This window comes from Brevundimonas phoenicis (assembly GCF_047237745.1).
Lineage (GTDB): Bacteria > Pseudomonadota > Alphaproteobacteria > Caulobacterales > Caulobacteraceae > Brevundimonas.
Genome location: NZ_JBDFLN010000001.1, coordinates 2,980,640 through 3,007,580, shown reverse-complemented (window position 1 = coordinate 3,007,580; position 26,941 = coordinate 2,980,640). Strand labels below are relative to the sequence as shown.

The 26,941-nt window shown below is 69.7% G+C and carries 29 protein-coding genes; 21 read left to right on the top strand and 8 right to left on the bottom strand.

The window, feature by feature from the left end; genetic code table 11:
* The gene (locus tag ABC419_RS15115) at positions 1–1,443 is read right to left on the bottom strand and encodes an aldehyde dehydrogenase family protein (RefSeq protein WP_412876924.1); all 1,443 of its coding nucleotides are present in this window, start codon (positions 1,441–1,443) and stop codon (positions 1–3) included.
* Between the two features lie 202 nt (positions 1,444–1,645).
* Between ABC419_RS15115 and ABC419_RS15110 the strand changes: the two genes are divergently transcribed.
* From ABC419_RS15110 to ABC419_RS15080, 7 genes are all read left to right on the top strand, one after another.
* The gene (locus tag ABC419_RS15110) at positions 1,646–2,545 is read left to right on the top strand and encodes a CsgG/HfaB family protein (RefSeq protein WP_315027151.1); all 900 of its coding nucleotides are present in this window, start codon (positions 1,646–1,648) and stop codon (positions 2,543–2,545) included.
* Positions 2,542–2,859, top strand: a complete 318-nt coding sequence (locus tag ABC419_RS15105; protein WP_200168855.1) for a hypothetical protein — start codon at positions 2,542–2,544, stop codon at positions 2,857–2,859. Before ABC419_RS15110 ends, ABC419_RS15105 begins: the two co-directional genes overlap by 4 nt.
* Positions 2,856–3,224 carry a DUF4810 domain-containing protein gene (locus ABC419_RS15100; RefSeq protein WP_125901786.1) on the top strand — a complete coding sequence of 123 codons (369 nt, stop codon included), beginning with the start codon at positions 2,856–2,858 and terminating at the stop codon, positions 3,222–3,224. Before ABC419_RS15105 ends, ABC419_RS15100 begins: the two co-directional genes overlap by 4 nt.
* Positions 3,221–3,901 (top strand): GNA1162 family protein, encoded by a 681-nt coding sequence (locus tag ABC419_RS15095; RefSeq protein ID WP_125901785.1) that lies wholly within the window; start codon positions 3,221–3,223, stop codon positions 3,899–3,901. Before ABC419_RS15100 ends, ABC419_RS15095 begins: the two co-directional genes overlap by 4 nt.
* A gap of 128 nt (positions 3,902–4,029) precedes the next feature.
* Entirely contained in the window at positions 4,030–5,022 is a 993-nt protein-coding gene (gene cysK / locus ABC419_RS15090) for a cysteine synthase A (protein ID WP_412876926.1), read from the top strand.
* A 52-nt stretch (positions 5,023–5,074) separates the two neighbouring features.
* Positions 5,075–6,289 carry a DUF2336 domain-containing protein gene (locus tag ABC419_RS15085; protein WP_412876927.1) on the top strand — a complete coding sequence of 405 codons (1,215 nt, stop codon included), beginning with the start codon at positions 5,075–5,077 and terminating at the stop codon, positions 6,287–6,289.
* Positions 6,290–6,453: 164 nt separating this feature from the next.
* On the top strand, positions 6,454–6,876 hold the full coding sequence (locus ABC419_RS15080) for a Ros/MucR family transcriptional regulator (RefSeq protein ID WP_125901782.1): 423 nt from the start codon (positions 6,454–6,456) through the stop codon (positions 6,874–6,876).
* Between the two features lie 84 nt (positions 6,877–6,960).
* On the opposite strand, the gene ABC419_RS15075 is transcribed toward ABC419_RS15080, so the two are convergent.
* The 5 genes from ABC419_RS15075 to ABC419_RS15055 all read right to left on the bottom strand — a co-directional run bounded on the left by ABC419_RS15075 (position 6,961) and on the right by ABC419_RS15055 (position 14,815).
* The gene (locus ABC419_RS15075; RefSeq protein ID WP_412876928.1) at positions 6,961–8,079 is read right to left on the bottom strand and encodes a DUF2336 domain-containing protein; all 1,119 of its coding nucleotides are present in this window, start codon (positions 8,077–8,079) and stop codon (positions 6,961–6,963) included.
* Entirely contained in the window at positions 8,076–9,488 is a 1,413-nt protein-coding gene (locus ABC419_RS15070; RefSeq protein WP_412878258.1) for a hypothetical protein, read from the bottom strand. The genes ABC419_RS15075 and ABC419_RS15070 overlap by 4 nt, the downstream gene beginning before the upstream one ends.
* A gap of 80 nt (positions 9,489–9,568) precedes the next feature.
* Positions 9,569–10,597, bottom strand: coding sequence for an ABC transporter substrate-binding protein (locus ABC419_RS15065; protein ID WP_412876930.1), 1,029 nt, complete (start codon positions 10,595–10,597; stop codon positions 9,569–9,571).
* A 669-nt stretch (positions 10,598–11,266) separates the two neighbouring features.
* Positions 11,267–12,811 (bottom strand): S10 family peptidase, encoded by a 1,545-nt coding sequence (locus ABC419_RS15060; protein ID WP_125901779.1) that lies wholly within the window; start codon positions 12,809–12,811, stop codon positions 11,267–11,269.
* 186 nt (positions 12,812–12,997) lie between these two features.
* Positions 12,998–14,815: an ABC-F family ATP-binding cassette domain-containing protein gene (locus ABC419_RS15055; protein WP_412876931.1), complete on the bottom strand. Its 1,818-nt coding sequence runs from the start codon at positions 14,813–14,815 to the stop codon at positions 12,998–13,000.
* Positions 14,816–14,912: 97 nt separating this feature from the next.
* Here ABC419_RS15055 and ABC419_RS15050 point away from each other — a divergent pair, with 97 nt between their 5' ends.
* The 10 genes from ABC419_RS15050 (at position 14,913) to ABC419_RS15005 (ending at position 23,309) form a co-directional block, all read left to right on the top strand.
* Positions 14,913–15,506, top strand: coding sequence for a hypothetical protein (locus ABC419_RS15050; RefSeq protein ID WP_412876932.1), 594 nt, complete (start codon positions 14,913–14,915; stop codon positions 15,504–15,506).
* Positions 15,507–15,553: 47 nt separating this feature from the next.
* On the top strand, positions 15,554–16,144 hold the full coding sequence (locus ABC419_RS15045) for a TetR/AcrR family transcriptional regulator (RefSeq protein WP_412876933.1): 591 nt from the start codon (positions 15,554–15,556) through the stop codon (positions 16,142–16,144).
* A complete protein-coding gene (locus ABC419_RS15040) occupies positions 16,141–16,479 on the top strand; it encodes a DMT family transporter (protein WP_412876934.1) in 339 nt (112 codons plus the stop codon). The genes ABC419_RS15045 and ABC419_RS15040 overlap by 4 nt, the downstream gene beginning before the upstream one ends.
* 42 nt (positions 16,480–16,521) lie before the next feature.
* Positions 16,522–17,001, top strand: coding sequence for a YcgN family cysteine cluster protein (locus tag ABC419_RS15035; protein WP_200168842.1), 480 nt, complete (start codon positions 16,522–16,524; stop codon positions 16,999–17,001).
* 32 nt (positions 17,002–17,033) lie between these two features.
* The gene (locus ABC419_RS15030) at positions 17,034–19,445 is read left to right on the top strand and encodes a PAS domain-containing protein (protein WP_412876935.1); all 2,412 of its coding nucleotides are present in this window, start codon (positions 17,034–17,036) and stop codon (positions 19,443–19,445) included.
* Between the two features lie 121 nt (positions 19,446–19,566).
* Positions 19,567–20,022: a hypothetical protein gene (locus tag ABC419_RS15025; RefSeq protein ID WP_412876936.1), complete on the top strand. Its 456-nt coding sequence runs from the start codon at positions 19,567–19,569 to the stop codon at positions 20,020–20,022.
* On the top strand, positions 19,922–21,166 hold the full coding sequence (locus ABC419_RS15020) for a DNA-packaging protein (RefSeq protein ID WP_412876937.1): 1,245 nt from the start codon (positions 19,922–19,924) through the stop codon (positions 21,164–21,166). The genes ABC419_RS15025 and ABC419_RS15020 overlap by 101 nt, the downstream gene beginning before the upstream one ends.
* Positions 21,167–21,339: 173 nt before the next feature.
* The gene (locus tag ABC419_RS15015) at positions 21,340–22,506 is read left to right on the top strand and encodes a phage portal protein (RefSeq protein ID WP_412876938.1); all 1,167 of its coding nucleotides are present in this window, start codon (positions 21,340–21,342) and stop codon (positions 22,504–22,506) included.
* A gap of 8 nt (positions 22,507–22,514) precedes the next feature.
* The gene (locus tag ABC419_RS15010; RefSeq protein ID WP_234288076.1) at positions 22,515–22,730 is read left to right on the top strand and encodes a hypothetical protein; all 216 of its coding nucleotides are present in this window, start codon (positions 22,515–22,517) and stop codon (positions 22,728–22,730) included.
* Between the two features lie 144 nt (positions 22,731–22,874).
* Positions 22,875–23,309: an HK97 family phage prohead protease gene (locus ABC419_RS15005; protein WP_412876939.1), complete on the top strand. Its 435-nt coding sequence runs from the start codon at positions 22,875–22,877 to the stop codon at positions 23,307–23,309.
* Positions 23,310–23,313: 4 nt separating this feature from the next.
* On the opposite strand, the gene ABC419_RS15000 is transcribed toward ABC419_RS15005, so the two are convergent.
* A complete protein-coding gene (locus ABC419_RS15000) occupies positions 23,314–23,844 on the bottom strand; it encodes a shikimate kinase (protein ID WP_412876940.1) in 531 nt (176 codons plus the stop codon).
* Between the two features lie 3 nt (positions 23,845–23,847).
* Positions 23,848–24,279 (bottom strand): hypothetical protein, encoded by a 432-nt coding sequence (locus ABC419_RS14995; RefSeq protein WP_412876941.1) that lies wholly within the window; start codon positions 24,277–24,279, stop codon positions 23,848–23,850.
* A 127-nt stretch (positions 24,280–24,406) separates the two neighbouring features.
* Between ABC419_RS14995 and ABC419_RS14990 the strand changes: the two genes are divergently transcribed.
* The 4 genes from ABC419_RS14990 (at position 24,407) to ABC419_RS14975 (ending at position 26,803) form a co-directional block, all read left to right on the top strand.
* The gene (locus ABC419_RS14990; RefSeq protein WP_412876942.1) at positions 24,407–25,648 is read left to right on the top strand and encodes a phage major capsid protein; all 1,242 of its coding nucleotides are present in this window, start codon (positions 24,407–24,409) and stop codon (positions 25,646–25,648) included.
* A gap of 170 nt (positions 25,649–25,818) precedes the next feature.
* Entirely contained in the window at positions 25,819–26,085 is a 267-nt protein-coding gene (locus ABC419_RS14985) for a head-tail connector protein (protein ID WP_412876943.1), read from the top strand.
* Positions 26,082–26,399 carry a phage head completion protein gene (locus tag ABC419_RS14980; protein WP_412876944.1) on the top strand — a complete coding sequence of 106 codons (318 nt, stop codon included), beginning with the start codon at positions 26,082–26,084 and terminating at the stop codon, positions 26,397–26,399. The genes ABC419_RS14985 and ABC419_RS14980 overlap by 4 nt, the downstream gene beginning before the upstream one ends.
* Positions 26,396–26,803, top strand: a complete 408-nt coding sequence (locus ABC419_RS14975; protein ID WP_412876945.1) for a DUF3168 domain-containing protein — start codon at positions 26,396–26,398, stop codon at positions 26,801–26,803. Before ABC419_RS14980 ends, ABC419_RS14975 begins: the two co-directional genes overlap by 4 nt.
* Positions 26,804–26,941: the final 138 nt, after the last annotated feature.

Below are 26,941 nucleotides of genomic sequence, written 5' to 3'. Positions count from 1 at the left end.
CTAACAGGCTGAGTAGCTGGTCTTGATTTGGGTGTAGAAGTCGGCGGCGGCGAAACCTTGCTCGCGGGGGCCGTAGCTGGACTTCTTCGTGCCGCCGAACGGGACGTGATAATCGACCCCGGCGGTGGCCAGATTGACCATGGTCATGCCCGCCCGCGCCCGGCGCTGGAAATCGCGGGCATGCTTCAGCGACTGGGTGACGATGCCTGCCGACAGGCCGAACTCGACGCCGTTGGCGACCGCCAGGGCTTCCTCGAAATCGGCCACGCGGATGGTCGAGGCGACGGGGCCGAAGACCTCTTCGTTGTTGATGCGGGCGTCGGACAGGGTGTCGACGATCAGGGTCGGCTGGACGTACCAGCCCGGCTTGTCGAGGCTGAGACGCTGGCCGCCGGCCAGCACGCGGCCCCCGCCGTCGCGGGCGATGTCGATATAGTCATAGGAGACGTCGCGCTGGGCCTCGGTCACGGCGGGGCCCATCTGGGTTGTCGGGTCGAGGGCGTCGCCGACGCGCAGGGCCTTCACCTTTTCGGCCAGGGCGGCGACGAAGCGGTCGTGGATTTCATCCTGAACGATCAGGCGGCTGGAGGCGGTGCAGCGTTGCCCGGTGGCGTAGAAGCTGCCGTCCAGGGCGATGGCCACGGCGCGCTCCAGATCGGCGTCGTCCATCACGATCAGCGGGTTCTTGCCGCCCATTTCAAGCTGGACGCGGGCCTGACGCTTCATCGCCCCCTCGGCCACGCCGGCGCCGACCTTCTGAGAGCCGGTGAAGCTGATGCCGTCCACGTCCGGGTGGGCGACGATGGCGCGGCCGACGTCGCCGTCGCCGATGACCATGTTGACCACGCCGCCGGGCAGGCCCGCCTCATGCAGGATGGCGATCAGGGCCTCGGCCGTGGCCGGGGTCGGGCCGGCGGGCTTGATGACGACGGTGTTGCCGAAGGCGATGGCGGGCGCGATCTTCCAGGCCGGAATGGCGATGGGGAAGTTCCACGGCGTGATCAGGCCGAACACGCCGACCGGCTGGCGATAGGTCTGGATTTCGACTCCGGGCCGGGTCGAGGCCAGATTCTGGCCGTGCAGGCGCAGGGCCTCGCCGGCGAAGAACTTCAGGATGCGGGCGGCGCGGGCGGTCTCGCCGATCCCCTCGGCCAGGGTCTTGCCTTCTTCACGCGACAACAGGCGGCCGATGACCTCGCGCCGCTCCATCAGCAGGGCGCCGGCCCGATCCAGGATGTCCGATCGGACTTCGGGCGAGGCGTCGGCCCAGGGACCGAAGGCCGCGCGCGCCGCCTGAACCGCCTGATCGACCTCGGCCGCCCCGCCCTGGGGCGTGCGGGCTACGACCTCGCGCGTGTCCGAGGGGTTCAGGCTCTGGCCCGTCCGCGCCCCGGCGATCTTCTCGCCGCCGATCCAGTGCGAAAGCTCAAGCGTGTCGGTCATTCGGATCATCCCCTTGGTTCCGGTTCTGGATTGCCTGACGCAGCGGCTGCGGACAAGGCGTCGGTCCGCGACGGGCCTCCGGAATCGGCGCCTGTTTCGCGAAGGGATTGCGCCGATGCCGTCGCCTGTGTCATGGAGATCGTTGATACACCGGGGGCGGTTCATCATGTCATTACAGAGTCTTCTTGCAACGTTCGCGGCCGTGGCCGTGTGCGTAGCGGCGCAGCCTTCGACGGCGGCGGCGCAGGGCGCGGTTCAGGCCGAAGCCGAGGCGGCGGCGCGACCGGGGCTGAAGCGTCGGGTCGCGGTCGGGCGTTTCACCAACAGCACGCCCTACGGTCGTCTGCTGCTGTCGCCGGGGCAGGCCGATCCGGTGGCGACCCAGGCGGGCGACATGCTGGTCAACGCCCTGGTGGCGTCCGACCACTTTTTTGTCTTCGAGCGGTCCGACCTGACGGCGCTGAACGCCGAGCGGGTGCTGTCCGAGGCGGACGGTCAGGCGCTGAGCGGGGTCGACGCCCTGCTGTTGGGCTCGATCACCCAGTTGGGCCGCCGCAACGAGGGCAAGCAGGGGTTCCTCAACTCCCAGCGGCGCCAGGCGGTCAACGCCACGGTCGAGATCCGGCTGGTGGACGTGCGCACGGGCCGCGTCTTCTTCACCGCCTCGGGCGCTGGAGAGGCGACGACCGAGACGGGCGAGGTGGCGGGCTTCGGCAGCCGCGCGGGTTATGATTCGACGCTGAACGACCGGGCCATCTCGGCGGCCATCGCCGACACCATGACCAATATCGTCAACCAGTTGCAGCAGCGGGCCTGGTTCACCGACATCCTGCGGGTGTCGGGTTCGACCGTCTATGTCAGCGGCGGTCCCAGCCAGGGCCTGCGCGCGGGCGACCGTTTCCACGTCGAGACGCCAGGCGAGACGGTGGTCAGCGGCCAGTCGGGCCTGCCGATCACCCTGCCGGGCAGCCGGGTGGCGCAGATCGAGATCACCGGCTTCTTCGGCGACAGCGCCGAGACCGAGGGCGCGACCGCCCGCGTGGTCCAGGGCGAGCTGCCCCAGAACATCAGCGGCCTGCGGGTCACGGAGATCAGACCATGAAGACGAGCGCGGTCGTCCTGACCGTCCTGTGTGTCGCCCTTTCGGCGGGCCTGACGGCGGGGTGCGTCAAGAACTATCCCACGCGCGAGGCCGTCCAGGGCGCGCCCGCCGGGATTCTGAAGCTGAGCAACGCCCCGGCGGACGCTCGCCTGATCGTGGATGGACGCGATATGGGGCCGGTCAGCGCCCTGGCCGCAGGCGCGTCGCTGACGCCGGGCCGACATGAGATCGCCGTCACCCAGGGCGGCAGGGTTCTTCACGCCCAGGCGGTGATCGTCGCCGCCGGGGCCCAGGCCGTGGTGGTGGTGCCTTGAAACGTCTGCTCTCGATCGCCGCGCTGGCGGCCCTGACCGCTGTCGCCGCCTGCGCGCCCGCCGCTCGCTTCGAGTGGGGAGCCTATGAGCCGGCCCTCTACGCCTATTCGCAGAACCCCGAGAACCGCGAGGCCTATCGCACCGCTCTGGAGCGCGCCATCGAGGCCGGGCGCAAGCGCGACGCCGTTGCGCCGGGTCTGCTGGCCGAGTTGGGCTATCTGCACCTGCAGGCGGGCGAGACGGCCCAGGCCCTGGTTCTGTTCAAGGAAGAGCGCACGCGCTTTCCGGAATCGGCCGTCTTCATGGATCGCGTGATCGTCCGGATTTCCGGCGACGCCGCCGTCGCCGGAGGAGGCGCGCAATGATCGTCAGGAAATCGCTCGCCGCCGCCGCCCTGGCCTCGACCGCCCTGCTGGCCGCCTGCGTGACCGCGCCGGCGCCCAAGAGCTACGCCGCCCTGCGCGCCGAGAATCCGCGCAGCGTCATGGTGGTTCCGGCACTCAATTCCACGGTCAACGTGGATGCGGCGGACTATTTCGTCTCGACCATTTCGCGGCCGGTGGCCGAGCGCGGCTATTACGTCTTCCCCGCCCACATGGTGAAGGGCGTGCTGGAGGACGAAGGCCTGTCGGACGCGGGGCTGGTGCATCAGGCCGACGCCTCGCGCTTCGGTCCGCTGTTCGGCTGCGACTCCGTGCTGTTCGTCGAGATCCAGAAGTGGGAGTCGCAATATGTCGTCATCTCCACCTCGACCAATGTGGAGTTCGAATACACGCTGAAGAGCTGCCGCACCGGCCAGGTGCTGTGGTCGGACCATCAGTCGATGACCTACAGCCCGCAGGCGTCCGGTTCGGGCAACCCGCTGGCCGACCTGCTGGCCCAGGCGATCGTCTCGGCGCTGGAGAAGGCGAAGCCGAACTACATGCCGCTGACCCAGCAGGCCAATCTGATCGCGACTCACACCCTGGGTCAGGGCCTGCCCGCCGGACCCTATCTGCCGGCCCAGCACCAGCAGGACCACAAGACCTTCCCGAACGAATAGGGCGCCCGGCGAAGGGGAGGCGGCGAGCGCGGCTAAAGTCCGCGACAGAATTCCTGAGGGGCGGCGCCTTGCGTCGCGCGTATAAGCCTTATCTGTTACGCCGCCCCCCGATGCACGGAGACCTCGCCATGTCCGACACCGCCCAAACCCAGGTCTATGACGCCAGCCGCCATCGGAAGGCGGGCCGCGGCCGGGTCTATGACAGCATCGTCGACACCATCGGCGACACGCCCCTGGTGCGGCTGCCCAATCTGACGGCGGCGCTGAAGCCCAAGGCCACGGTGCTGGCCAAGCTGGAGTTCTTTAACCCGATCGCTTCGGTCAAGGACCGCATCGGCGTGGCCATGGTTGAGGCGCTGGAGCAACTGGGCAAGATCAAGCCGGGCGCGACCCTGATCGAGCCGACCAGCGGCAACACCGGCATCGCCCTGGCCTTCGTCGCCGCGTCCAAGGGTTACAAGCTGATCCTGGTCATGCCCGAAAGCATGTCGATCGAGCGGCGCAAGATGCTGGCCCTGCTGGGCGCGCGCTTGGAGCTGACGCCGGCCGAAAAGGGCATGAAGGGCGCCATCGCCCGCGCCGAGGAGTTGCTGACGGAAATTCCCGGCTCGGTCAGCCCGGCCCAGTTCGAGAACCTGGCCAACCCCGCGATCCACGAGGCCACCACGGCCGAGGAGATCTGGAACGATACGGCCGGGGCCGTCGACGTGGTCGTGTCCGGCGTCGGCACCGGCGGCACCATCACCGGCGTCGGCCATGCGCTGAAGGCGAAGAAGCCCTCGGTGAAGATGATCGCGGTCGAGCCGACCGCCTCGCCCGTCCTGTCGGGCGGCGCGCCCGGACCGCACAAGATTCAGGGCATCGGCGCGGGCTTCATCCCCGCCGTGGTCGACCGCGCGGTTATCGACGGGGTCGAGCAGGTCACCAACGAGGACGCCTTCGACATGGCCCGCCGCGCCGCGCGCGAGGACGGCGTACCTGTCGGCATCAGCTCGGGCGCGGCCCTGACGGCGGCTTTCCGCCTGGCGGCGCAGGACGAATACGCGGGTCAGACCATCGTGGCCGTCATTCCCAGCTTCGCCGAGCGTTATCTATCGACGGCCCTGTTCGAAGGGCTGTGAGGCCGTTCTGTCCGTGACGTGCGGTTAACCGGTCGGCGCTAGAGTTCGCGCCATGGGTGAAACCGGGGTCAGGGCGGAAGAGATCGGGGCGCGGCCGTCGAGGGCGCGTCGCGCCCTGTTGCGTCGTCTGGCCGACGTGGTCAGCCTGCCCGCCAGCCGGATCAACGTCTTCGAACGCTCGGTGGTCGGCGATCTGCTGGTCGACGTGCTGCGGCCCGCGCCGGTCGAGGAGCGCCGCCGGGTGGCGCAGCGCCTGGCCCCGCTAGGCGAACTGCCGGACACGCTGAAGCGGCTGCTGCTGCGCGACGAGCCGGAGGTGGCGCGGGCGCTGCTGGAAGATTGCGCCGCCTTGTCCGACGCGGACCTGATCGGCTGCGCGCGCGACGCGGGGCTGGAGCACCGGCTGATGATGGCGAGCCGACGCGGTCTGTCCGAAGCCGTGACGGAAACCCTGCTGAGTTGGGGAGAAGAGGCGGTGATTGTCGCCGTCTTGCGTAACGATTCGGCTCGCCTGTCGCAGTCGGCCCTTGAGGGGGTGATTGCGCTGAGCCGCGGGACGGCGGCCTTGTGCGACCTGTTGCTACGGCGCCCGGAGCTGCGGCCGTCGGGCGCCTATGTCATGTTCTGGTGGTGCGGGCCGACCGAGCGCCGCATCATCCTGCAGCGCTTCGCCGTGTCGCGCGAAGTCATGCAGAGCAGCGTTGAGGACGTTTTCGCCATGGCGGCGGAGGAGGGCTGGAACGACCCCGTCGCGCGCAAGGCGCTTCAGTTCATCGAGCGCCGCCAACGTAATCGAGCGGCCATTGAAAAGAGCCCTTACGCCGATCTGGAAGCGGCGGTGGCGGCGGCTGCGTCTGGCGGCCTGACGCGCGATCTGGTCAGCGAGATCGGCTATCTTTCGGGGATCAAGCCTTTGACTTCGGCCAAGATCATGGGCGATGCGGGCGGCGAGCCCCTGGCTATATTGTGCAAGGCGACGGGCCTGACCCGACGCGATCTGTCCGGTTTGTGGCGCGCCATGCGCCGTCCCGAAACGACGGCCGACGGGCAGGAGCACCCGGACTGGCGTCGGGTCCAGACGACTTATGAAATGTTGGCTGTGGACCGGGCTCAAACCGTGCTGCGTTACTGGAACTGGACTCTGTCTTCAGCCCTGACTCCGACGCTTCTACGCGCAATCCGCGAAGGGGATGGGGCGCTGATCGATGAATACTCGGCGCCCGAGCGTGCGGCCCTATTGGCTCTTGCAGAGAACTTCGGTCGATAAAAACCGACGTTGTTGTAACTACTGATCAGGGCAGTTGAACTCGCGTATCAAGCGATAAATTGTTGCTGCATTGCTTTCGACATCGAACATACGTATGGAACCTGTTAGCGGCAGATCGTTTCAGATCAGTCGATTGAATTTGGGGCTTCAAGAGGCTGATCCGGATGGAAGAAAAACCCGAACTGCTTGAGATGACGGCGGACATCGTGTCGGCTTATGTCAGCAACAACACCGTATCGGCTGACGCCGTGCCGGGTCTGATCGCTCAGATCCACGCTGCGCTGTCAGGCGTTTCGGTCGCGCCGGCGGAAGCCGAGCCTGAACCGCAGGAACCGGCCGTTCCGGTCCGCAAGTCGATTACGCCGGACTTCCTGATCTGTCTGGAAGATGGTCGCAAGTTCAAGTCGCTGAAGCGTCACCTGCGCACGAAATACAACATGAGCCCCGAGGAATACCGCGCCAAGTGGGGTCTGCCGAAAGACTATCCGATGGTCGCTCCGAACTACGCCAAGGCGCGTTCGGATTTGGCCAAGCAGATGGGCCTGGGTCAGGGCGGCCGTAAGCCGGCTCGCGCGACGCGCAAGTAATAGGCCAGCGCGACTGAAAAACTGACGCCCGCCTTTCCAGCGAAAGGCGGGCGTTTTGCTGTCCGAATGCTGCTGCGAAAGCCGTCAGGCCGCCTGCATGGCCTTGCGGGCGCGCCAGAAGCGCAGGGTCCGCAGGGCCGCCTCGCGCGTCAGCTCGTTGTACATCCCGGCATAGGCGCGGGCCTTGCCCATGGCGTTGTCGTCGGTGTTCAGCAGCACCACGGCGTAGGTCAGGAACAGGGCGCGATCCAGGTCCGCCGCCTTGCAGATCACGGCCAGGGCGTCCAACTCGCGCCGCTCGATGATCTGGCGGGCGGTGTGGAAGTCGACGTCGGCCAGTTGCGACAGGGCGATCAGGAAGGCGGTCTGGCCGCCCGAGCGCAGGAAGCGGGCCAGCACCTGGGGCGTCAGCTGGTTGGCGGCGCGCAGTTCCTCGACATAGGCCAGGCTCTCGGCGTAGTCGGCGGGCAGGGCGCCGTCTTCGGCCGCCACGCGGGTGCGGCCGGCGGCCAGGGCGCTTTCCAGCAGGGCCGGGTCCAGACGCGCGTTCTGCTCCAGGATGCGCTGACGCAGCCGGGCCTCGACCGCGAAATACATGTCGTTCAGCAGGTCGGGCGGCAGGCTGGCGCGCTCGACCGTGACGGCGTGCAGGGCCGGGTTGGCGCGGGCGCGCTCGACGGCGGTTTCGGTCGCGGCGCGCGACAGGCTGGCGCCTTCGTTGCCCAGCAGCACGCCCAGGGTCTCGTCGTCGCCGCGCTCGACGATGGCGTCGGACACGGCCTCGGACACGGCGGCGCGGCGGCTGACGGCGCGCAGGTGGCCCTGGCCGCGCGAACGCACCACGCCGATCAGATCGGCCTCGGTCAGCACCGGCGAGGCGCTGAGGACGGGGGCGGCGACGGTCTCGGCCTCGTCATTGGCGAGGCGGCGGATGAGTTGGGGCGGGGCGTCCGGCGCCTGGGCGAACCGTTCGGCCAGTTCGGCGCGCACGGCCGTCTCCATGGCGTCGGTCAGGTCGGACAGGACGGCGCCGTAAAGGGCGGTCTCGGCCTCGGTGCGCTCGGCGGCGCCGAAGAAGCAGTCGGTCAGCTCACGCAGCAGGGCGCGGCGCTTGGGGCTGGACGCCTCCTGCGCCAGGGCGATCAGGTCGGGCAGGCGCGAGCCGGTCTCGGCCGGGGGAGGCAGGGGGGCGCCGTCGCTCATGGCAGCATCGGGTCATCGGCCAGCGGGGCGGCGCGCAGGCGGCCCTGGGCGTCGCGCATGACGGCGGGCGGCTCGGGCGGCTGGGCTAGGTCGTCGGAGGACGGCGTCTCGGTCAACTCGACCGGCATGGCGTCCAGATAGTTGGGCGCGGGCAGGGGCGTGGCGTCCGGCTGGCGGCCCGCCTGACGGTGGACGGAATAGTAGCGGGCGCTGCCCTGCTGGACCGGGGCGTCGTTCGACACGGGCTGAGGCGCAGGCTGGGGCGTCGGGGCGGCGGGCGCCTGACCCTGAGCCGGCGCGGGGGCGGGCGTCGCAGCCGGCGGCGGGGGCGTGTTGCGCTGCAACTGGAAGATCGGCGCGTCGCGGCGGGGGGCCATCGGGTCGAAGGCCGGGTCGGCCGGAGCCTGAGCGGGCGCAGGCGTCGGCTGCGGCGCAGGCTGGGCGGGCGGCGGGGCCGGAGGTTGAACGGGCGGCGTGGGGATGCGCTCAGGAATGCGTTCGGCGACAGGCGCGGGCTGGCGGACCGGCTCAGGAGCGGGTTGCGGGGCCGGTCGGGGCGCGGGCGCGACGGCGCGCGGGGCGGGCTGGATCGGGGTGGGCTGGATTGGCGCGGGCGGCGTCGGCATCGGCCGCACAGGCTCGGGCATAGGCATCGGCGCCGGTTCGGGCGGCGGCGTGCGCTGGACGGGCGGCGGGGGCGCGGGTTGCGCCTGGGGCTGGGCGCGAGTCCAGGGAACGTGGCTGGGCGCCGGGGCGCGCTCTATCGGCTGAGGCTGGGGCTGGCGCTCGGGGACGTAGGGCGCGGGGGCCTCGCCTGAAGGCGGCGGCGCGACGGGTTGGGGCGGGACGGAGAGAGGCTGACGCGTCCAGGGCGCCGGCTGATAGGTCGGCTGATACGGCGCCGGCGGCGCGTAGGTCGGCGCGGGTTGCTCGGCCGGGGGCGAGACGTAGGGGCCCCAGGTCGCGTCGGGATGGCTGGTCACGGGACGGAAGTCGGGGGCGGGCGTCAGGGCGTTGGCCGAAGACGGCGGGGCCGGGATCGGCGACGGCGCGCCCCAGGCCTGAGCGGGCGTCAGCTGGCGGTTGTAGTCCGGCGCGCCGGCGCGCCAGGGATAGCCGCCGTGCGGGATGACGGCCGGGCGGGCGACGGTCTGGGCGGCGGGCGGCGCGAAGTAGGCCGCTTCCTGCGGCGGGGCGAAGCCGTCGGCGGGCGCGGCCGGATAGGCGGGAGCCGTCTGGCTGGACGGATGGATCTGGGCGCGGCCCGGCCAGGACAGCTGGCGATCATAGGCGGCGGGCGGATAGGGCGCCTGAGCCTGCGGCGGGGCCCACGGCGCGGCCTGGGCCAGGGCGGCCGTCGAGGCGCCGAGCGCGGGCAGAAGGGCGGCTATGGTCAGGATGCGCGGCACCGGCGCCTCGTGCAAGGTGAAGACGTTCAGCCGGGCACCCTAGGCGGCGCGGCTTAATCCTCGCCTAACGCCGGGCGGTCTTAGCCGCGCGAGGGCAGATACTGGCTGGTGAAGGCCTCGCGCCAGTCGGGGACGACGGAATAGGCGTCCTGGGTCTGCTCGGCGAAGGCTTGCCAGCGTTCGGGCGTCATGGCCCCCAGGCCGTAGAGGGCCGCGTCGCCGCCGTCGACCATAGCCTGGGCGCGCAGCGAGGCGCGGGCGGCGTCGAGCACGCGCTGGGGCAGGTCGGAATGGGCGCGGCGGATCAGAGCGTCGCCCTTGGCCCCGTCGCCGTGGACATAGTCGCGCCAGCCCTCGACCGAGGCGGCGATGAAGTCGCGCAGGGCCTGGGCGTTGTCGCGGGCGAAGGCGTTGGGCGCCAGCACCAGGCCGGAATAGGAGGGATAGCCGTCCTCGGCCGGGGTCAGGACCAGGGGCTGGAAGCCGACCTCGCGCGCGATCAGGCTGGGCGCGCCGTCGGTCAGGCGGGCGATCAGCACGCTTTGGCGATCCTCGCGGAAGGCTTTCAGATTGTCCTCGGGGGCGCCGGTCTGCGCCTGGTCGGGCGTCAGGTCGAAGCGGGCGCGCAGCCAGGTCCAGAAGCCGGTCTGGTCGCCCGGCTCCATCAGGATGCGGCGGCCGCGCAGGACGGTCAGATCCTCCAGCTCCTGACCGGGATGGGCCAGCAGGACGACGGGGTCTTTCTGCAGGAAGGCGGCCACGGCCTTGACCGGCGCCCGGTCGGCGATCAGCCGCAGGGGCAGGAAGCTGTCGCGGCCGACGGCCAGTTCGACCGCGCTGGCGGCCAGCAGGGCGGGGATGTCGGCGCCCGACGGTCCGGCCAGAATCTCGACGTTGAGGCCGCGCCGTTCATAGGCCCCGGTCGCGACCGCCTGGTAGAAGCCGCCGTGCAGGGCGCCGGCTGGGCCGCCCGCCGCGACCCGCAGGCGCACCCGGCCGGATTCGTCGGTTTGGGCCGGGCGCCGGCCGCACGCGGACAGGACGCCCAGGGCGGTCAAGCCGAGGGCGCCGGCCATTAGGCCGCGTCGGTGCAGGCGGGCGCGAGTCATCACGTCTAGGGTGTAGGGGGACGGGCCGCGCTTGGAAAGGCGGCGGGGCGTCGCCGGGCGGGATTTCAGCCCGGAAATCATGCGCCGGAATTGAGCGAGGGGACGTAACCCTTTGAGCCAGACCGTCGCCGGTCGGATCGCGGATCGCGTCCCCTCGCCAAGTCCGGGTTGGACTTGGCCGCTATCGGGTCGGAAGTCGGTCTTTAGCGTCGGCGGGCGGACCCGGCGTCGTTCGACTGTCGTTCCATCGGCCCCTGGTCTTCGGCGTTCCGCAAGGCGAACCTCGCGCCGTCCGTCGATCCCGGCCTGGTTCTCCGTGATCCCGGCGCCGAAGCGCTAGAGGATCGGGAGCCTGGGCCCTGCTTCGGTGTTTCTGCGTCCTCCGAAGAGGCTTGGAACCCTGGGTCAGAGAGCCGGGCCGGTCCGCTTGATCTCCGGGTCTCCCCGGATTTCCGCGCCGCCGTGTCCCTCGGCCTGTTGACGTTCCCGCGAAATCCGTTATTGGGCAAGCGCCCAAATCGGAGCGTCTGTGCGGAATCGACCCGGACCCGGTGGGCAAGTCTGTGGATATCTGTGGGCGGACGAAATTCGCAGAAGCGGATCAGCGTCTTGCGTTGTCCACAGGAAAGCGACCGCCACCCGCTCGCAGGAGCGGATGGCGGCGGATCATCAGCGATTGCGGATGAAGGTGCGGATGTCGGTCGACAGCTTCTTCAGGTCGTCCTCGCGCACGTACATCATGTGGCCCGAGTGGTAGTAGTGCCACTCGATGCGGCCGTCGGTCGGGAAGCCCGGACGGTTCAGCGAGTATTCGGCGCCGAAGAAAGGCGTGGCGAAGTCGTAGTAGCCCTGACCCACCCAGACGCGCAGGCCGCTGTTCTCACGCAGGGCGCGGCCGATGTAGGGAGCCACGTTCAGATATTCCGCCCCGCCGCGTCCGGCGGTCGGCAGGTTCCAGTCCCAGTTCCGGGTGCCGCCGATCGAGGAATAGACCACGTCGGGCGAATACTTCAGGCCTTCGCGCGACCAAGCGTTCATGGCGGCGGTATAGGCGCCGTCGATGCCGTAGAAGCTGGGGTCGTTGTCCGGGCGATCGCCGGCGTTGTCGTAGTCGACGCCGGTGTAGCGGGCGTCCAGACGGCCGATGGTCAGGCCGCGATCCCGCAGCAGCTCCTTGTAGAAGCGGCCGGGCGACAGGCGCAGGTTGGCGTTGCTCAGATAGGTCTGGGAGATGCCGGTGTAGCGCGACAGCTGCTGCAGGATCGTGGCGCGTTCGTCGGCCGGCAGGGCGTTGCCCTTCAGCAGGGCCGAGGCGTAGGGGCCGATGGCCCAGGCGCGGGCCTCGGCGACGAACTCCTCGACCGTGGCGGGCTTGTTCGGCACCTTGTCGTGGTACCAGGCGGCGGCCGCCATCGAGGGCAGGGTGGTGACGAAGCCCAGCTCATTGCCCTGGGCGTCAGCGGCCAGGCTGAAGTCGAGGATCGACGAGATCAGCAGGATGCCGTTGATCGATACGTCGGTGTAGCTGCCTTCCAGCTCGTTGATCACCGCCGCCGAACGGGTGGTGCCGTAGCTCTCGCCGCCGATGAATTTCGGCGCGTTCCAGCGGCCGTGCTCGTTCAGCCACAGGCGGATGAACTCGGCGATCGACTTGGCGTCCTTGGTCACGCCCCAGTAGTCGGCCGGGTCGGTCTTGCCCAGGGCGCGGCTGAAGCCGGTGCCGATCGGGTCGATGAAGACGATGTCGGTGACGTCCAGCAGGGAGTCGACGTTGTCGATGATGGGGAAGGGCGCGGCGCCGTCGTCGCGGGCGTCCGACGGCACGACCACGCGCTTGGGCCCGAAGGCGCCCATGTGCAGCCACAGGGAGCCGGAGCCAGGGCCGCCGTTCCACAGGAAGGTCACGGGGCGGTTCGGGTCCGTCGGGCCTTCCTTGATGTAGCTGTAGGAGACCATGGCCGCGAGCGGCTTGCCTTCCTTGTCCTTCAGATAGGTTTCGCCGGCGATGGCGCGGTAGGCGATGCGCTGGCCGCCGAAGACGCCGGTGTGGCGGGTCTCGGACATGACGGGCGGCGGGATGGCGGCCTCGGTGCGGTTCGCGGCGGCGACATCGACGCGCGGCGCGCCTTGAGGCCCGCTCTGGCCCCCGCTTTGCGCCATGGCCGGCCCGGCCAGGGCCAGCGCCGAAGCGGCGACGACAAGCAGTCTCTTCATGGATAAACCCCCAGTTGGTTTACGCGGCTCCCCCTCGAGAGCCGGGCGCGCGAACAGCGCCGCCCAGCTTGGAATGAGGCGGCAAGCGGGGCCGAATGTAAACCGTGGCTTCCGCGCTCGTTGCGGAAGGGTTGGCCGGATGCGGAGGGGTTTGACGAAGAATATGCGGCGAGGCGCGCGTGTTCGTCAGCTCGCCAGGGCGGCCTTCTTTTCTTCCAGCTCCAGCCAGTCCAGCTCGGCGGCCTCCAGCTCGGCGCGGGCCTTTTCGGCGGCCTTCATGGCGCGGTCGAAGGCGGCCGGGTCGCGCGCGTAGAGGTCGGGGTCGGCCAGGACGGCGTCCTGTCGGGCGATCTCGACCGGCAGGGTCTCCATCAGCTTTTCGACCTCTTCCAGACGGCGGGCGTCCTTGTAGGAGAGCTTGGCCTGTTTTTTGGGGGCGCGGTCGGAAGGCTCCGACTTCTCGACCCGACGCCCCCCGGAGGGGGCGGCCTCGGCGTGGGTCGGGGGCGGGGCGAGGAAGCCGGAGTTCTGGCGCAGGAAGTCCTGCCAGCCGCCGGGGGTCTCGACCACGTCGCCGCGGCCGTTCAGGGCGATGGTCGAGGTGGCCAGGCGGTCGACGAAATCGCGGTCGTGCGACACCAGGATCAGGGTGCCGTCGTAGGATTCCAGCAACTCCTCCAGCTTCTCCAGCGTGTCCATGTCGAGGTCGTTGGTCGGCTCGTCGAGGATCAGCAGATTGGCGGGCTGGGCCAGGGCGCGCGCCAGCAGCAGGCGGTTGCGTTCGCCGCCCGACAGGGTGGAGATGGGCTGTTTCAGCTGGGCCTCCTGGAACAGGAAGTCCTTGGCGTAGGCGGCGACGTGCATGGAGCGGCCGCGCACCAAGATGGAGTCGCCGCCGCCCGGCGTCAGGGCGTCCCACAGGGTCATGTCCGACTTCAGCCCCTCGCGCGACTGGTCGAGGTAGAGGGGTTCGAGGTTGGCGCCCATGCGGACGGTTCCCTCGTCCGGGGCCAGTTCGCCCAGCAGCACCTTGACCAGGGTGGTCTTGCCCGCGCCGTTGGGGCCGACGATGGCCAGCCGGTCGCCGCGGATGATGCGGGTGGACAGGTTGCGGAAGATGGTGCGGTCGCCGAACGCCTTGCTGACGCCCTTGATGTCGGCGACCAGCTTGCCCGAGACGGCGCCGGAATCGACGCCCAGGTTCAGCTCGCGCGGCAGATCCTTGACCCGTTCGGCCCGGTCCAGACGCATCTGCTGCAGGGCGCGGGCGCGGCCCTCGTTGCGGGTGCGCTGGGCGGTGATGGAGCGGTAGAAGGTGTAGGTCTCGGCCTCGATGCGCTTGGTCAGACGGCGCAGGGACTCGGCCTCCTCCTCCATGACCTTGGCGGCCCAGTCGTCGAATTCGACGAAGCCCTTGTTGAGGGTGCGGACCTTGCGGCCTTCCAGCCAGTGAACGGTGTCGGTGACGCGGTTCAGGAAGGCGCGGTCGTGGCTGACGACCAGCAGGGCGAAACGGGCCTGGATCAGCTCGTTCTCCAGCAGTTCGATGGCCAGGATGTCGAGGTGGTTGGTCGGCTCGTCCAGCAGCAGCAGGTCGGGCTCTTCGGCGAAGGCCTTGGCGAGGGCGGCGCGGCGGATCTCGCCGCCCGATAGCCCTTGCGTCGACTTGTTCGGGTTGAGGCCGAAGGTCTCAAGCCAGCTTTCGGCGGTCCAGCGCTCGGCCTCGCCCGAGGCGGCGTAGTCGGCCAGGGTCTCGCCGGTGATGACCGGCTCTTGCGGGACATAGGCGAAGCGGGTGCCGGCCTGGACCGAGCGGTCGCCCGAGTCCGGCTCGATCAGGCCCATGACGACCTTCATCAGGGTGGACTTGCCCGCCCCGTTGCGGCCGACCAAGGCGGCGCGGCTGCGCGGCTCCATCGCCATGTCGACGCCGTCGAACAGCGGGCGGGGACCGTCCTGAAGGCGGACGTCTTTGAGAGCGACAAGGGGGGGTCTGGCGGCCATGGGGGCGCATATAGCGACTGACCGTCGCTTCGGCCATCGGCGTTGACGCTTCCCTGGCGGCGCGCTGTAGTCGCGGGCGACGACGACGGAGGGTGGAATGGATCTGAGCGCCTCGGCAAGAGACGGTCGCGCCGCGAAGAAGGGACCGGGCCGGGGCTGGTACGCCTTGGCGGCGCTGCCCATGATCTGCGGGTTCGCGGCCATGGGCGCGGTGCTGTTCACGCAACTGTCGAAGCTGGACGACGGGCTGGAGCAGATCGTCGTGCCGGGCGCGCGCGAACTGCGGCTGGAGCCGGGCCGGCACACGGTCTTTCTGGAGTATCGCAGCGTCGTCGACGGCCGGGTCTATGCGGTCGATCAAGTTCCCGGTCTGGCCGTCCATGTCGAGGCGGCGGACGGCGCGCCGGTGGCGGTGAGCGCGCCCATGGGAAGCTCCACCTATACGCTGGGCGGGCGTCAGGGCGAGGCGATCAACGTGTTCCGCGTCGAACGGGCCGGAACCTACAGGATCTCGGCCGACTATGACGGGCAGGCCGGGCTGCAGACGGTGATCGCCGTGGGACAAGGGTTCATGGGGCAGTTGTTCTCCACGGTCTTCATGGGGCTAGGCGCCGTCTTCCTGGGCATGATCCTGACGGTGGCGACGGTGGTCGGGGTCTATCTGGCGCGGCGGAGAGCGAGACAGGCCTGAGCGAGTCTCGGCTTGACGCATACCGTCCAGTTGGTATGTAAAGCGTCATGGACACGCAAACCATCCGCCGCACGCCTGAAGACACCCGTCGCCAGATCATAGAGATGGCCATCGAGATCGCCGCCGACCAGGGAGCGATGGCGGTGACGCTGGATGCGGTCGTGGCGCGCCTGCCGTTCAGCAAGGGCGCCTTGCTGCATCACTTTCCGAACAAGCTGGCCCTGCTGGAAGGGGTGATCGACTATCTCGCCACCGAGATGGCGGCCGCGGTGCTGACCGAGGCGGCGCGCGACCCCAATCCCTATGGCCGCAATGCCCGGGCCTATCTGCGGGCGGTCGTCAATGAACCGGCCACGGAGCGGGACGTCAGCATCGGGCGGGCGGCCCTGGCCGCCTGCGCCATAGAGCCCAGCCTGATCCCGCGTTGGCGTGGGGCGATGAAGACCCTGGCCGCCGATGACCCGGAAGACCTGGCAGGCAAGGACGACGCCCTGATGCTGCGGCTGATCGCCGACGGCCTGTGGATGACCGATCTGTTCGGCACGCATGAGGTGTCGCCGGAGCAGAGGAAGGCTCTTCTGTCGCTGCTGACGCCGGGCAGCCTGTTGACGGACGCCTATGGCGAGGCCGCTGAATGAACCCGACGACCTGGCTGGCCCTGCTGGGCGCGATCAGCTTCGAGGTGATGGGGACGACCCTGTTGCAGCAGTCGCAGCAGTTCACCAAGCCCTGGCCGACGGCGGGGCTGGCGGTGTGTTACGGCGTCGCCTTCTACCTGCTGACCCTGGCGCTGAAGCAGATGCCGGTGGGGCTGGCCTACGCCATCTGGAGCGGGCTGGGGGTGGTGCTGATCTCGGTGATCGGCCTGTTCCTGTTCAAGCAGAAGCTGGACGTTCCGGCGATCATCGGCCTGGCGCTGATCCTCGGCGGGGTGGTGGTCATCAACGTCTTCTCCAAGAGCGTGACTCACTGAAAGCCGCGACAGACGGGGATTTGGGGCGTATAGGGCGCGCCCATGAATTCCACGTCGCCCAAGCCTTTCTGGGAAACCAAGACCCTGGCGGAGATGTCTCCGACCGAGTGGGAGAGCCTGTGCGACGGCTGCGGCCTGTGCTGCGTCATCCGGTTCGAGGACGAGGACACGGGCCAGATCATTCCGACGCACGTCCATTGCAAGCTGTTCGACCCGGACCGCTGCACCTGCACCGACTACGCCCAGCGCCAGGCCGAGGTGCCGGACTGCGTGCAGCTGACGCCGGACAACATCGAGCGGCTGAAGTGGATGCCGCTGTCGTGCGCCTATCGCCGGCTGGATGAAGGGCGGACGCTGGCCTGGTGGCACCCGCTGGTCTCCGGCGATCCCGAGACGGTGCACACGGCCGGGGTGTCGGTGCGGCGCCAGACGATTTCGGAACTGGCGTTGAAGGAGCCGGAGGACGCGCTGGACTTCGAAGCGCCGGAATGGATGGGCGAACGGGGCGTCGCTAACGAATAATTCGTTGGAGGCGGGCCAGGGTGGGGGCGAAAATGGCTATTGTCGCGACACAATCGAAATCTGCGGCGGGAGGGCGTGACGCCTTCGATCGGCTGACGGCGATCGCCTGCGCGGCGTTCAGCGCGCCCCACGCCATGATCACCGTGCTGGATGAGGAACGGGCCGTCTTCCTGTCCGGCGTGGGTCTGGACGAGACCAGCATCCCGCGCATGAGCAGCGTCAGCCATACTCTGGCGGGCATGGGCGTCGACGCCGTGGTGGTGGTCGAGGACGCGCTGGAGCATCCGGTCTATCGTGATCACCCCATGGTGGTCGGGGAGCCGCGCGTGCGCTTCTTCCTGGGGGCCACGGTGCGCGGGGCCGACGGCCGCGCGGCGGGCGCCATCGGGGTGATGGACGTCAAGCCGCGTCCGGCGCCGACAGAGACGGAGCTGCGGCTGATCCGCGAGCTGGCCGGGCTGGCGGGCGAGTTGATGGAGCATGCCGAGGCCATGCGCCAGGAGGCGGCGCGGCTGGAGACGCTGCGGCTGGCCGAGGACATGGTCGGGGTCGGGCGCTGGCGCTATGAGGTCGTGACCGGGGCCGTGACCTGGTCGGACGAGATCTACCGTATCCATGCGATCGCGCCGGGCGCCTTCTCGCCCACGCTGGAGGACGTGTTCAGCCACTATCACGAAGACGATCGCGCGGAGATCCAGCGCCTGGTCGAGCGGGCGCTGAAGACGGGCGAGGGCTATACCTTCAAGCTGAGGCTGGTCGGGGCTGACGGGGTCGAGCGCGTCGTGGCGGCCGAGGGCGCCACGGAGAAGGACGCCACCGGCCGGGTGATCGCCATGTTCGGCGTCATGCAGGATGTGACCGAGCGCGAGGGCTTGCTGCGGGCGGCCCAGACCAATGAGCGTCGCTATCGCCTGCTGGCCGAGAACACCGGCGACGTCATCACGCGGGTCAAGATGGACGGGTCGAGCAAATACATCTCGCCGGCGATCCAGCAGCTTCTGGGCTGGACCTTTGAAGAGATGACCGGGCAGTCGACCGACTATGTCCACCCCGAGGACCGGCACCTGGTGCTGGGCGCCATCGGCAAGGCGGTGAAGAGCGGCGAGCCGACCCGTCTGGAGCACCGGGCGGTGCACAAGAACGGCGAGACCGTCTGGGTCGAGTGCACCTTCAAGGCGCTGAGGGACGAGCACGGCCATGTCGACGACGTGGTGGTGGTGATCCGCGACATGACCCAGCGCAAGGCGCTGGAGGCGGAGGTGCTGGAAGCCAAGGAGACCGCCGAGGCGGCGGTTCAGGCCAAGAGCGAATTCCTGGCCAATATGAGCCATGAGCTGCGGACGCCGCTGACCAGCGTGATCGGCTTCTCCGGCCTGTTGCAGGGATCGGAGCATCTGCCGCCGGAAGAGCGCATCTATGTCGAGCGCATCGCCACGGCGTCGGAGGCCCTGCTGGGCGTCATCAACGACATCCTCGACTATTCCAAGCTGGAAGCCGACGCGATCGAGATGGACCCCGAGCCGTTCGACACGCGGGCCCTGGTGGACGGCGCCGCCGCCATCGTCGAGAGCCAGTGTTCGCTCAAGGGGCTGATCCTGCGCGTGGTGGTGGCCGCCGATACGCCCGCGCGCCTGACCGGCGACAAGGGGCGGCTGCGCCAGGTGATGCTGAACTTCCTGTCCAATGCGGTGAAGTTCACGGCGCGGGGCGAGGTGACGCTGACGCTGGACGGGCGGTTCGACGAGAACGGTCTGTGGCGGATGCGTGCGGCGGTCAGCGACACCGGCATCGGCATTCCGGCCGAAAAGGTCGATGAGCTGTTCCACCGCTTCACCCAGGCCGACGCCTCGACGACGCGGGTCTATGGCGGGACGGGGCTGGGGCTGGCGATCTCGCGCCGTCTGGTCGAGCTGATGGACGGGCGGATCGGGGTGGACAGCACGCCGGGGCAGGGCTCGACCTTCTGGTTCGAGGCGCCGTTGGCCGTGGCTGAGGCCGAGGATGAAACGGTCGAGACGCGCCAGGGACAGGCGGCGGACCCTGCGATCCGCGGTCGGGTGCTGATGGCCGACGACGCGGCCGCCAACCGCGAACTGGTCAGCGCCATCCTGCGCAATCTGGGGCTGGAGATCGACGCCGTGGCCGACGGGGCTGAGGCGGTCCACGCCGTGCATTCGGGCGCCTATGACCTGGTGCTGATGGACGTGCACATGCCGGTCATGGACGGGCTGAGGGCCACGCGCGAGATCCGCCGGATGCAGGCGGGCACGGGGCGCCGGACGCCGATCCTGGCCCTGACCGCCAACGTCCAGGCTGAGCAGGTGGCGCGCTGCCTGGAGGCGGGCATGGACGGCCATCTGGCCAAGCCGATCCAGATCGCCGAACTGGCCGCCGCCTTGACGCGGTGGCTGACGGGCGACGGGCCGACCGCGATGGCGGGCTAGGCGAAGGCCATCTCGTCCCGGCTATCGCAGCCGGGGGCGCCGATCCCTGTAAATTCCCGGCTTTTCGACGTTCTGGAGGCTGGTTGTCAGCCTGAGGACGCTGGTGCGCTATGGTTCGGTCATGGCGGGAAAAGGGGACGAGACGGGGCGGGCGGCGGCGGTCGCGCAGTGGCTGGACGGGGCGCTGGGGCGGCTGATGCAGCTGACCGATGAAGCGATCGCCGTGGTGGCCGCCGCAGAACCTCCGTCCGACGTGGCCGAGGCCGAGAAGCGGGGGCGCGCCATCGGCGTGCTGGCCCGCACGGCCAAGGCGGTGGCGGCGCTGGCGGCCTCGCCCCCTCGAAAGCCTCGCGACCCTGAAGAGGACGGAATGGGCGAAGACGATCGTGACATCACCGATGACGAAGAACGGGCCGTGCGGGCAGAGCTGCAGTCTCGTCTCGATCATCTTCTCGGGGTCGCAGAGCGCAAGGGATTTGGCGCAGCAGCGGCTGGAACAGGCGACGCGCGAGGAACTGCTGCGGCTGCTGAAGGCGACGCCGAGGTTGAACGAGGATCAGGTCTGGCCGCCGCCTGATACGGATTGGCGCACCTGGGTGCTGCTGGGCGGGCGCGGGTCGGGCAAGACCTTCGCGGGCGGGTTCTGGATGAATGAGCTGGCCAAGGCGAAGGATCGCACCTTCGCCCTGGTGGGTCCGGCGCTGCACGACGTGCGCGAGGTGATGGTCGAGGGGCCGTCGGGGCTGAAGGCGCAGGCGCCGGGCGACAACCGGCCGCGCTGGGAGGCGGGGCGGCGCAGGCTGGTCTGGCCCTCGGGCGCGGCGGCCTATGCGTTTTCGGCGGAAGACCCGGACAGCCTGCGCGGGCCGCAGTTTCATGCGGCCTGGGCGGATGAATTCTGCGCCTGGAGGCATATCGAGGCGACGCTGTCGAACCTGAGGTTCGGGCTGCGGCTGGGGGCGGATCCCCAGCTGGCGATCACGACGACGCCGCGTCCGATTCCGGCGCTGAGGCGACTGCTGGCCGAGCCGGGGGTGGTGAAGGCGCGGCTGGCGACCAAGGACAATGCGGCCCATCTGGCGCCGGGGTTTCTGGGGCATCTGCAGGCGCTCTACGCCGGGACGCGGCTGGAGGCGCAGGAGATGGAGGGGCTGGTGGTCGAGGCCGACGGCGCCCTGTTCCGGGCCGAGGATCTGGCGCGGGCGCGGGGCAACCGGCCGGCGAAGTTCGAGCGGGTGGTGGTGGCGGTCGATCCGCCCGCCAGCGCCCACGGCGACGCCTGTGGGATCGTGGCGGCGGGGCGCAGGGATAGGACGGGCTATGTGCTGGCGGATCGCTCGGCGCGGGGGCTGTCGCCTGCGGGCTGGGCGCGGCGCGTGGCCGAGACGGCGCGGGAGTTCGAGGCCGACCTGGTGCTGGCCGAGGCCAATCAGGGCGGGGAGATGGTGCGGACCCTACTGGGGCAGGCGGATTGTCCGGCGCAGGTGAGGCTGGTGCACGCCAGCCGGAGCAAGAAGGCGCGGGCTGAGCCAGTGGCGGCCTTGTATGAGCAGGGGCGGGTGGTCCACTGCGGCGCGTTTCCGGCGCTGGAGGAAGAGATGATGGCGCTGGGGGGCGAGGCGCCGGGGGGCAGGAGCCCGGACCGGGCGGACGCCCTGGTCTGGGCGCTGACGCACCTGCTGCTGGCCGGGAAGACGCAGCCGAGATTGCGGGCGCTTTAGCGGGTTTCCTTCTCCCCTTGAGGGAGAAGGTGGACGGCGAAGCCGGACGGGTGAGGGGGCGGGGAAGCAGATTGGCGGCTTTCGGGCGGACCTCGCGTCGACACCCCTCATCCAACCCTGACGGGCCACCTTCTCCCACAAGGGGAGAAGGGTAAGAGATCATGGAGAACCATATGGATTGGCGACGACCCTTCGGTCGGCGGCGCATGGCTGCGCCTGGGATCAAGGACAGCCGCACGGGGCCGCTGATCGCCCTGACTTTGGCTGGCCGTCCCCGGTGGACGCCGCGCGACTACGCCCATCTGGCGGACGAGGGCTTCGGCAAGAACGCCGTGGCCTATCGCTGTGTGCGGATGATCGCGGAGGCGGCGGCCTCGACGCCGTTGATGGTGATGGTCGGGGGCGTGCGGAGCGCGGAGCATCCGCTGGCGAGGCTGATCGACAAGCCCAATCCCGAGCAGTCGGGCGGGGAGTTGATGGAGGCGCTGTACGGCGCGCTGCAGACGGCGGGCAACGCCTATGTCGAGGCGACCGGAGACGCCGATGGCGACGGGGCGCCGGACGAGCTGTGGGCGCTGAGGCCAGACCGGGTGAAGGTCGTCCCCGGACAGGCGGGCTGGCCGGAAGCCTATGAGTATGCGGTCGGCGGGCGGTCGGTGCGGATCGCGCGGCATGGCGACGGCTGGTCGCCGGTCATGCATCTGAAGCTGTTTCACCCGACGGACGATCATTACGGGTTTTCGCCGCTGGAAGCGGCGGCCTTCGCCATCGACGTGCACAATGCGTCGGGGGCCTGGAACAAGGCGCTGCTGGACAATGCGGCGCGGCCGTCGGGGGCGCTGGTCTATGGCGCGAAGGACGGGGAGCGGCTGACGGCGGATCAGTTCGAGGCGCTGAAGTCGGAGCTGGGCGAGGCTCATGCCGGGGCGCGGAACGCCGGGCGGCCGTTGTTGCTGGAAGGCGGGTTGGACTGGAAGCCGATGAGCCTGACGCCGCACGACATGGACTTCATCGCCGGCAAACACGCGGCGGCCCGGGAGATCGCCCTGGCGTTCGGGGTGCCGCCGCAACTGCTGGGGATTCCGGGGGATGCGACCTACGCCAACTATCGCGAGGCGAACGCGGCCTTCTGGCGAGGGACTGTAATCCCGCTGGTGAGGAAGGCGGCGGGGGCGATGACGGGGTGGCTGGGGAGCCGCTTCGTTGATTGCCGGATCGAGCCGGATCTGGATGCGGTTCCGGCGTTGCAGGTCGAACGGGACGCGCTGTGGGCGCGGCTGAATGCGGCGAGCTTCCTGACCGACGAGGAACGGCGTCGGATGGCGGGGGTGGAGGCGTGATGGAGGCGATGAAGAAGATGCCCGTCGCCCTGATCGCGGCCTTGTTGGTGCAGACCATCGGGGGCCTGGTGTGGGCGGGCGGGGCGGCTGCGCGGATCGCGACGCTGGAACAGCGCGTGGGCGAGCAGAGACTGGTCGCCGAGCGGCTGGCGCGGCTGGAGGCGCAGGGCGAGGCGACGCGCGCAGCCGTCGAGCGGATCGAGCGGCGCTTGGAGGAGAAGTGATGGCGGATGGAATTCTCCTTCCCCTTCATGGGGAGGGTGTCGGCGCAGCCGACGGGTGGGGAGGGCGCGGCGATGCAGGCTCGGCGTTTGAATAGTCTGGCAGGCCCCACCCGACTTCGCCCTGCGGGCTCAGCCACCCTCCCCATGAAGGGGAGGGAGAAGGGGGCGTTGCTGATTTGCGGCTACGCCTCGCTGTGGGGCGTCGCGGACCTGAACGGGGACGTGACGGCGCGCGGGGTGTTTGCGGACAGTCTGGGCAAGACCGGCGCGGGCGGGGTGCGGATGCTGCATCAGCATGAGAGCCGCGCTGTGGTCGGCGTCTGGGACCGGGTGGTCGAGGACGAGCGCGGCCTGTGGGTCGAGGGGCGGATCGAAGACTGGTCGGCCGAGGCTCGCTATGCGGCCGCCCTGACGCGAGCCGGGGCGCTGGACGGGTTGTCGATCGGCTTTCGGGCGATGAAGGCGCGGCGCGAGGGGCGCTTAAGGGTGCTGAGCGCGGTCGAGCTGTGGGAGGTGTCGCTGGTGACGTTTCCGATGCTGCCGGGGGCGCGGTTCGGGGTGCGGGGGCCTGACGCCTGACGGCCTATCGGTCGGCCAGATGGGCGGCGCTGCGCTCGGCGGCCTGGGGCGGTGAGCAGGCCTCGGTGTCGATGGTCAGGTCGGCGGGCGGCATGGCGGCCAGGCTGGCGTCGAAGTCGGCGCGGAGGCGGCGCAGCAGATCGACCGACTGGAGCTTGCCGAAGGCGGCGCGGCTGGGCTGGACGATCCGGCGTTCCTGTTCCTCGGGCGAGACGGTCAGGGCGATGAAGGTGACGACGCCGCCGAACGGTTCGACGGCCGCCTGGACGCGCGCGGGGAAACCGGGGTCCACCGTGGCCTCGGGCGCGAAGGTGAAGATGAGCGAGCGCCCGGCGCGGGCCGCCTCGGCGAAGGTCTGGAGCCAGAAGGCTTCGCGCAGGCGGATGAAGGGCTCGGAGCCGAAGTCGAACACGGCGCCGACGGCGTCGACGACGAAGTGGTTGTGGAACAGCGGCAGGCCGGTCAGGCGCGCCAGTTCGCGGCCGACGGTCAGCTTGCCCGCGCCGACGGGGCCGTAGAGGAAGACGATCCGCATGGTTCAGAGCTTGGGCGAGGCGAGGGGACGGTCGTCGCGGCGGCCGTGCAGGCCGGGCGTTTCCTGGCGGTAGCCGCGCAGGGCGATGGCGCAGGTTTCGGGCGTCTGGCGGGCGGCGACGGCGGGCGTCCGGCCTCGGTCGTAGGCCGCGCGGAGGGCGCGTCGTTCGGCCTGATCGGCGGCCGGGGCGTGGCGGCGGAGATGGGCCGAGAAAGCCTGATCGCCGGCGCCGTCGCGATTGAGGTGCTCGCAGGCGCCGAGGGTCTCGAACATCCGCAGATTGATCGAGGTGTAGGCCGAAAGGCGGCCCTGGTCCGGCGAGAGGCGCGGCGCTTCTGACGGCGAGGCGGCGGAGAGGCGTTGCGCCGAAGCGTCATGCGCCGTGCATGACATGAGCCCAGCCGCAGACACGGCGGCGACGGCGATCTTGAACATTGATCCATCCCTTGATCCGAGGACGGCGTAGCACGGTTTCCCGGATGCACGAAGGATCGCACCCGTTCCGGGCCTGGCCCGGTTGACGGCGCGCCGCAGGACGGTCGCGCATTTTTCTGGAGAGACCATGAAAGAGATCAAGACCGTCTCGGGCACGCCCGAGGCGCGCGCCGCCATGCATGAGATGATGGCCGCGTTCGAGGCGTTCAAAGGGGCCAATGACGCCCGTCTGGACGAGATCGAGAAGAAGGCCTCGGCTGATGCGCTGCTGGAGGAGAAGGTGGCGCGCATCGATCAGGCTGTGGCCAGCGCGCAGGCGCGCATGGACCGGGTGTTGAGCGAGAGCCGTCGCCCCATTCTCAGTGGTTCGGGGCTGGGCGCCGAGCCGCCCGCCGTCGTGGCGGCGCCGGAGGCGAAGGCGGCGTGGGACGGCTATATGAAGTCGGGCGCCTCGCACGGGTTGGAGCTGAAGGCGGGGCTGTCGTCGGCGTCGAACTCGGCCGGCTATGTCGTGCCGCCGGAGACGGAGCGCGCCATCGAGCGGCGCCTGATGGCCGGGTCGCCGATGCGCGAGATCGCCACGGTGCGCACGGTCGGCTCGGGCGTGTTTAGGAAGCCGGTGTCGACGGCGGGTGTTCAGGCGGGCTGGGTCGCCGAGACGGCGGCCAGGCCCGAGACGGACCCGGCGACCCTGGCGCTGCTGGAGTTCTCTTCGGCCGATCTCTACGCCTGTCCGGCGGCGACGCAGAGCCTGCTGGACGACGCCCTGATCGACCTGGACGAATGGCTGGCGGCCGAGGTCGAGGACGCCTTCGCGGCGCAGGAGACGGCGGCCTTCGTCAGCGGCGACGGCTTGAACAAGCCCAAGGGCTTCCTGGCCTATGCCACGGCGGCCGAGGGGACGCAGACCTGGGGCCAGATCGGCACGGTGGCCTCGGGCGCGGCGGGCGCCTTCGCCAGCGCCAGCCCGGTCGATAAGCTGATCGACCTGATCTATGCGCCCAAGGCCCAGTATCGGCCGAACGGGCGTTTCGTGATGAACCGCCGCACGGTCTCGGCGGTGCGCAAGTTCAAGGATGCGGACGGGAACTATGTCTGGTCGCCGGCGACGCGGCCGGGCGAGACGGCGAGCCTGCTCGGCTATCCGGTCACCGAGATCGAGACCATGCCGGATGTGGCGGCCAACAGTCTGTCGATCGCGTTCGGCGACTTTGCGCGCGGCTATCTGATCGTGGATCGGGCGGGGGTGCGGGTGTTGCGCGATCCCTATTCGGCCAAGCCCTATGTGCTGTTCTACACGACCAAGCGTGTCGGCGGCGGGGTGCAGAACTTCGACGCGATCAAGCTGATGAAGTTCGCGGCCTCGTAAGGGCGGCGGCGAACGAGAGCCCTCTCCCCTTGTGGGAGAGGGAGGGGCCCGCCGCGTGAGCGGTGGGAGGATGAGGGGTTTCGCGGGCGCAAGACCCCTCATCCGTCCGCCTTCGGCGGCCACCTTCTCCCACAAGGGGAGAAGGAAGCAGAACAGATATGGAGATTTGAATGACCGCACCCGTGAGCCTCACGGAGGCGAAGCTGTTCCTGCGCGTCGAGCATGCGGCGGAGGATGGGCTGATCCAGACCCTGATCGACGCCGCCAGGGCGCGGGTGGAGGGGGAAGTCGGGTTGAGCCTGACCTCGACCTCTGCGGCGCCGCTGAGGCTGGCGGTGATGATGCTGGTGATGCGCGCCTATGAGCGCGGCGACGGCGAGATGAGCGCGGCGCCGGTCGAGGGGTGGATCGCCCCCTATCGCGTGGTGCGGTTGTGAGCGCGGGGGCGATGAAGGTGGTGGCGTCGCTAGTGCGGCCGGTGGCGGCGCAGACGCCCTATGGCGGGCAGGTCGTCAGCTATGAGGCGATGGGGTCGCTGTGGCTGGCCCTGGGGGCGCGCAGGCGACGCGAGCGGACGGACGCGGGCGTGACGCGCGGCGTCGAGACGCTGAGCGCCACGGGGCGGGCCGATCCGAGGCTGGCCGAGGGGCTGGTGGTGCGCTTCGGCGGGGCGGACTGGGGCGTGGTCGGGATCGAGGCCGATCCGAAGGCGGCGGGCCGGGTGCGGCTGGACCTGGAGCGGGCGCGATGAGGGATCATGAAGGGGCGCTGGTGAAGGCGCTGATCGCGCATCTGGGTGGCGATGGGGCGTTGCAGGCGCTGTTGGGCGATCCGGTGCGGGTCTGGGATGAGGCGCCGCAGGGGGCCGGGCTTCCGCATCTGGTGATCGGGCGGTGTGAGAGCCGACCGCTGAACGCCGACGGCGGAGGGGTGGAGCAGCGGCTGACCCTGACCTGCGCCAGTCGGTTCAGGGGGCTGGAGGAGGCGCGGGCCGTGGCGGCGGCGGTGCGGGCGCGGGTCGCCGATGCGGTGCTGGAGGCGGACGGGGTGAGGGCGGTGAGTCTGGCGGTGACGTTCACGGACCTGTTCCGCAGCCCGGATCTGAAGCGGGCGTGGGCGGTGATGCGGCTGCGGGCGGTGACGGAAGAAGTCTGAACCCTCTCCCGGCGGGAGAGGGCTTGAGCCTCCGGGAGCGAAGCGATCGGCAAGGCGAAAGGGTGAGGGGCTGACGTTGCAGTCGGCGCCAGCCGTGGCGCGGCGGCTTTCAGCCGACGGCGACCGCGAACCCTCATC

Excerpts from the sequence above, each read along its gene's own strand:
- ABC419_RS15050 (WP_412876932.1), top strand. The coding sequence starts at position 14,913 with ATGGATCTGAGCGCCTCGGCAAGAGACGGTCGCGCCGCGAAGAAGGGA.
- ABC419_RS15115 (WP_412876924.1), bottom strand. The coding sequence starts at position 1,443 with ATGACCGACACGCTTGAGCTTTCGCACTGGATCGGCGGCGAGAAGATC.
- ABC419_RS15040 (WP_412876934.1), top strand. The coding sequence starts at position 16,141 with ATGAACCCGACGACCTGGCTGGCCCTGCTGGGCGCGATCAGCTTCGAG.
- ABC419_RS15015 (WP_412876938.1), top strand. The coding sequence starts at position 21,340 with ATGGATTGGCGACGACCCTTCGGTCGGCGGCGCATGGCTGCGCCTGGG.
- ABC419_RS15085 (WP_412876927.1), top strand. The coding sequence starts at position 5,075 with ATGGGTGAAACCGGGGTCAGGGCGGAAGAGATCGGGGCGCGGCCGTCG.
- ABC419_RS15075 (WP_412876928.1), bottom strand. The coding sequence starts at position 8,079 with ATGAGCGACGGCGCCCCCCTGCCTCCCCCGGCCGAGACCGGCTCGCGC.
- ABC419_RS14995 (WP_412876941.1), bottom strand. The coding sequence starts at position 24,279 with ATGTTCAAGATCGCCGTCGCCGCCGTGTCTGCGGCTGGGCTCATGTCA.
- ABC419_RS15105 (WP_200168855.1), top strand. The coding sequence starts at position 2,542 with ATGAAGACGAGCGCGGTCGTCCTGACCGTCCTGTGTGTCGCCCTTTCG.
- cysK (WP_412876926.1), top strand. The coding sequence starts at position 4,030 with ATGTCCGACACCGCCCAAACCCAGGTCTATGACGCCAGCCGCCATCGG.
- ABC419_RS15095 (WP_125901785.1), top strand. The coding sequence starts at position 3,221 with ATGATCGTCAGGAAATCGCTCGCCGCCGCCGCCCTGGCCTCGACCGCC.
- ABC419_RS14990 (WP_412876942.1), top strand. The coding sequence starts at position 24,407 with ATGAAAGAGATCAAGACCGTCTCGGGCACGCCCGAGGCGCGCGCCGCC.
- ABC419_RS14985 (WP_412876943.1), top strand. The coding sequence starts at position 25,819 with ATGACCGCACCCGTGAGCCTCACGGAGGCGAAGCTGTTCCTGCGCGTC.
- ABC419_RS15065 (WP_412876930.1), bottom strand. The coding sequence starts at position 10,597 with ATGACTCGCGCCCGCCTGCACCGACGCGGCCTAATGGCCGGCGCCCTC.
- ABC419_RS15005 (WP_412876939.1), top strand. The coding sequence starts at position 22,875 with ATGAAGGGGAGGGAGAAGGGGGCGTTGCTGATTTGCGGCTACGCCTCG.
- ABC419_RS15035 (WP_200168842.1), top strand. The coding sequence starts at position 16,522 with ATGAATTCCACGTCGCCCAAGCCTTTCTGGGAAACCAAGACCCTGGCG.
- ABC419_RS14975 (WP_412876945.1), top strand. The coding sequence starts at position 26,396 with ATGAGGGATCATGAAGGGGCGCTGGTGAAGGCGCTGATCGCGCATCTG.
- ABC419_RS15030 (WP_412876935.1), top strand. The coding sequence starts at position 17,034 with ATGGCTATTGTCGCGACACAATCGAAATCTGCGGCGGGAGGGCGTGAC.
- ABC419_RS15080 (WP_125901782.1), top strand. The coding sequence starts at position 6,454 with ATGGAAGAAAAACCCGAACTGCTTGAGATGACGGCGGACATCGTGTCG.
- ABC419_RS15000 (WP_412876940.1), bottom strand. The coding sequence starts at position 23,844 with ATGCGGATCGTCTTCCTCTACGGCCCCGTCGGCGCGGGCAAGCTGACC.
- ABC419_RS15060 (WP_125901779.1), bottom strand. The coding sequence starts at position 12,811 with ATGAAGAGACTGCTTGTCGTCGCCGCTTCGGCGCTGGCCCTGGCCGGG.
- ABC419_RS15010 (WP_234288076.1), top strand. The coding sequence starts at position 22,515 with ATGAAGAAGATGCCCGTCGCCCTGATCGCGGCCTTGTTGGTGCAGACC.
- ABC419_RS15055 (WP_412876931.1), bottom strand. The coding sequence starts at position 14,815 with ATGGCCGCCAGACCCCCCCTTGTCGCTCTCAAAGACGTCCGCCTTCAG.
- ABC419_RS15045 (WP_412876933.1), top strand. The coding sequence starts at position 15,554 with ATGGACACGCAAACCATCCGCCGCACGCCTGAAGACACCCGTCGCCAG.
- ABC419_RS15025 (WP_412876936.1), top strand. The coding sequence starts at position 19,567 with ATGGCGGGAAAAGGGGACGAGACGGGGCGGGCGGCGGCGGTCGCGCAG.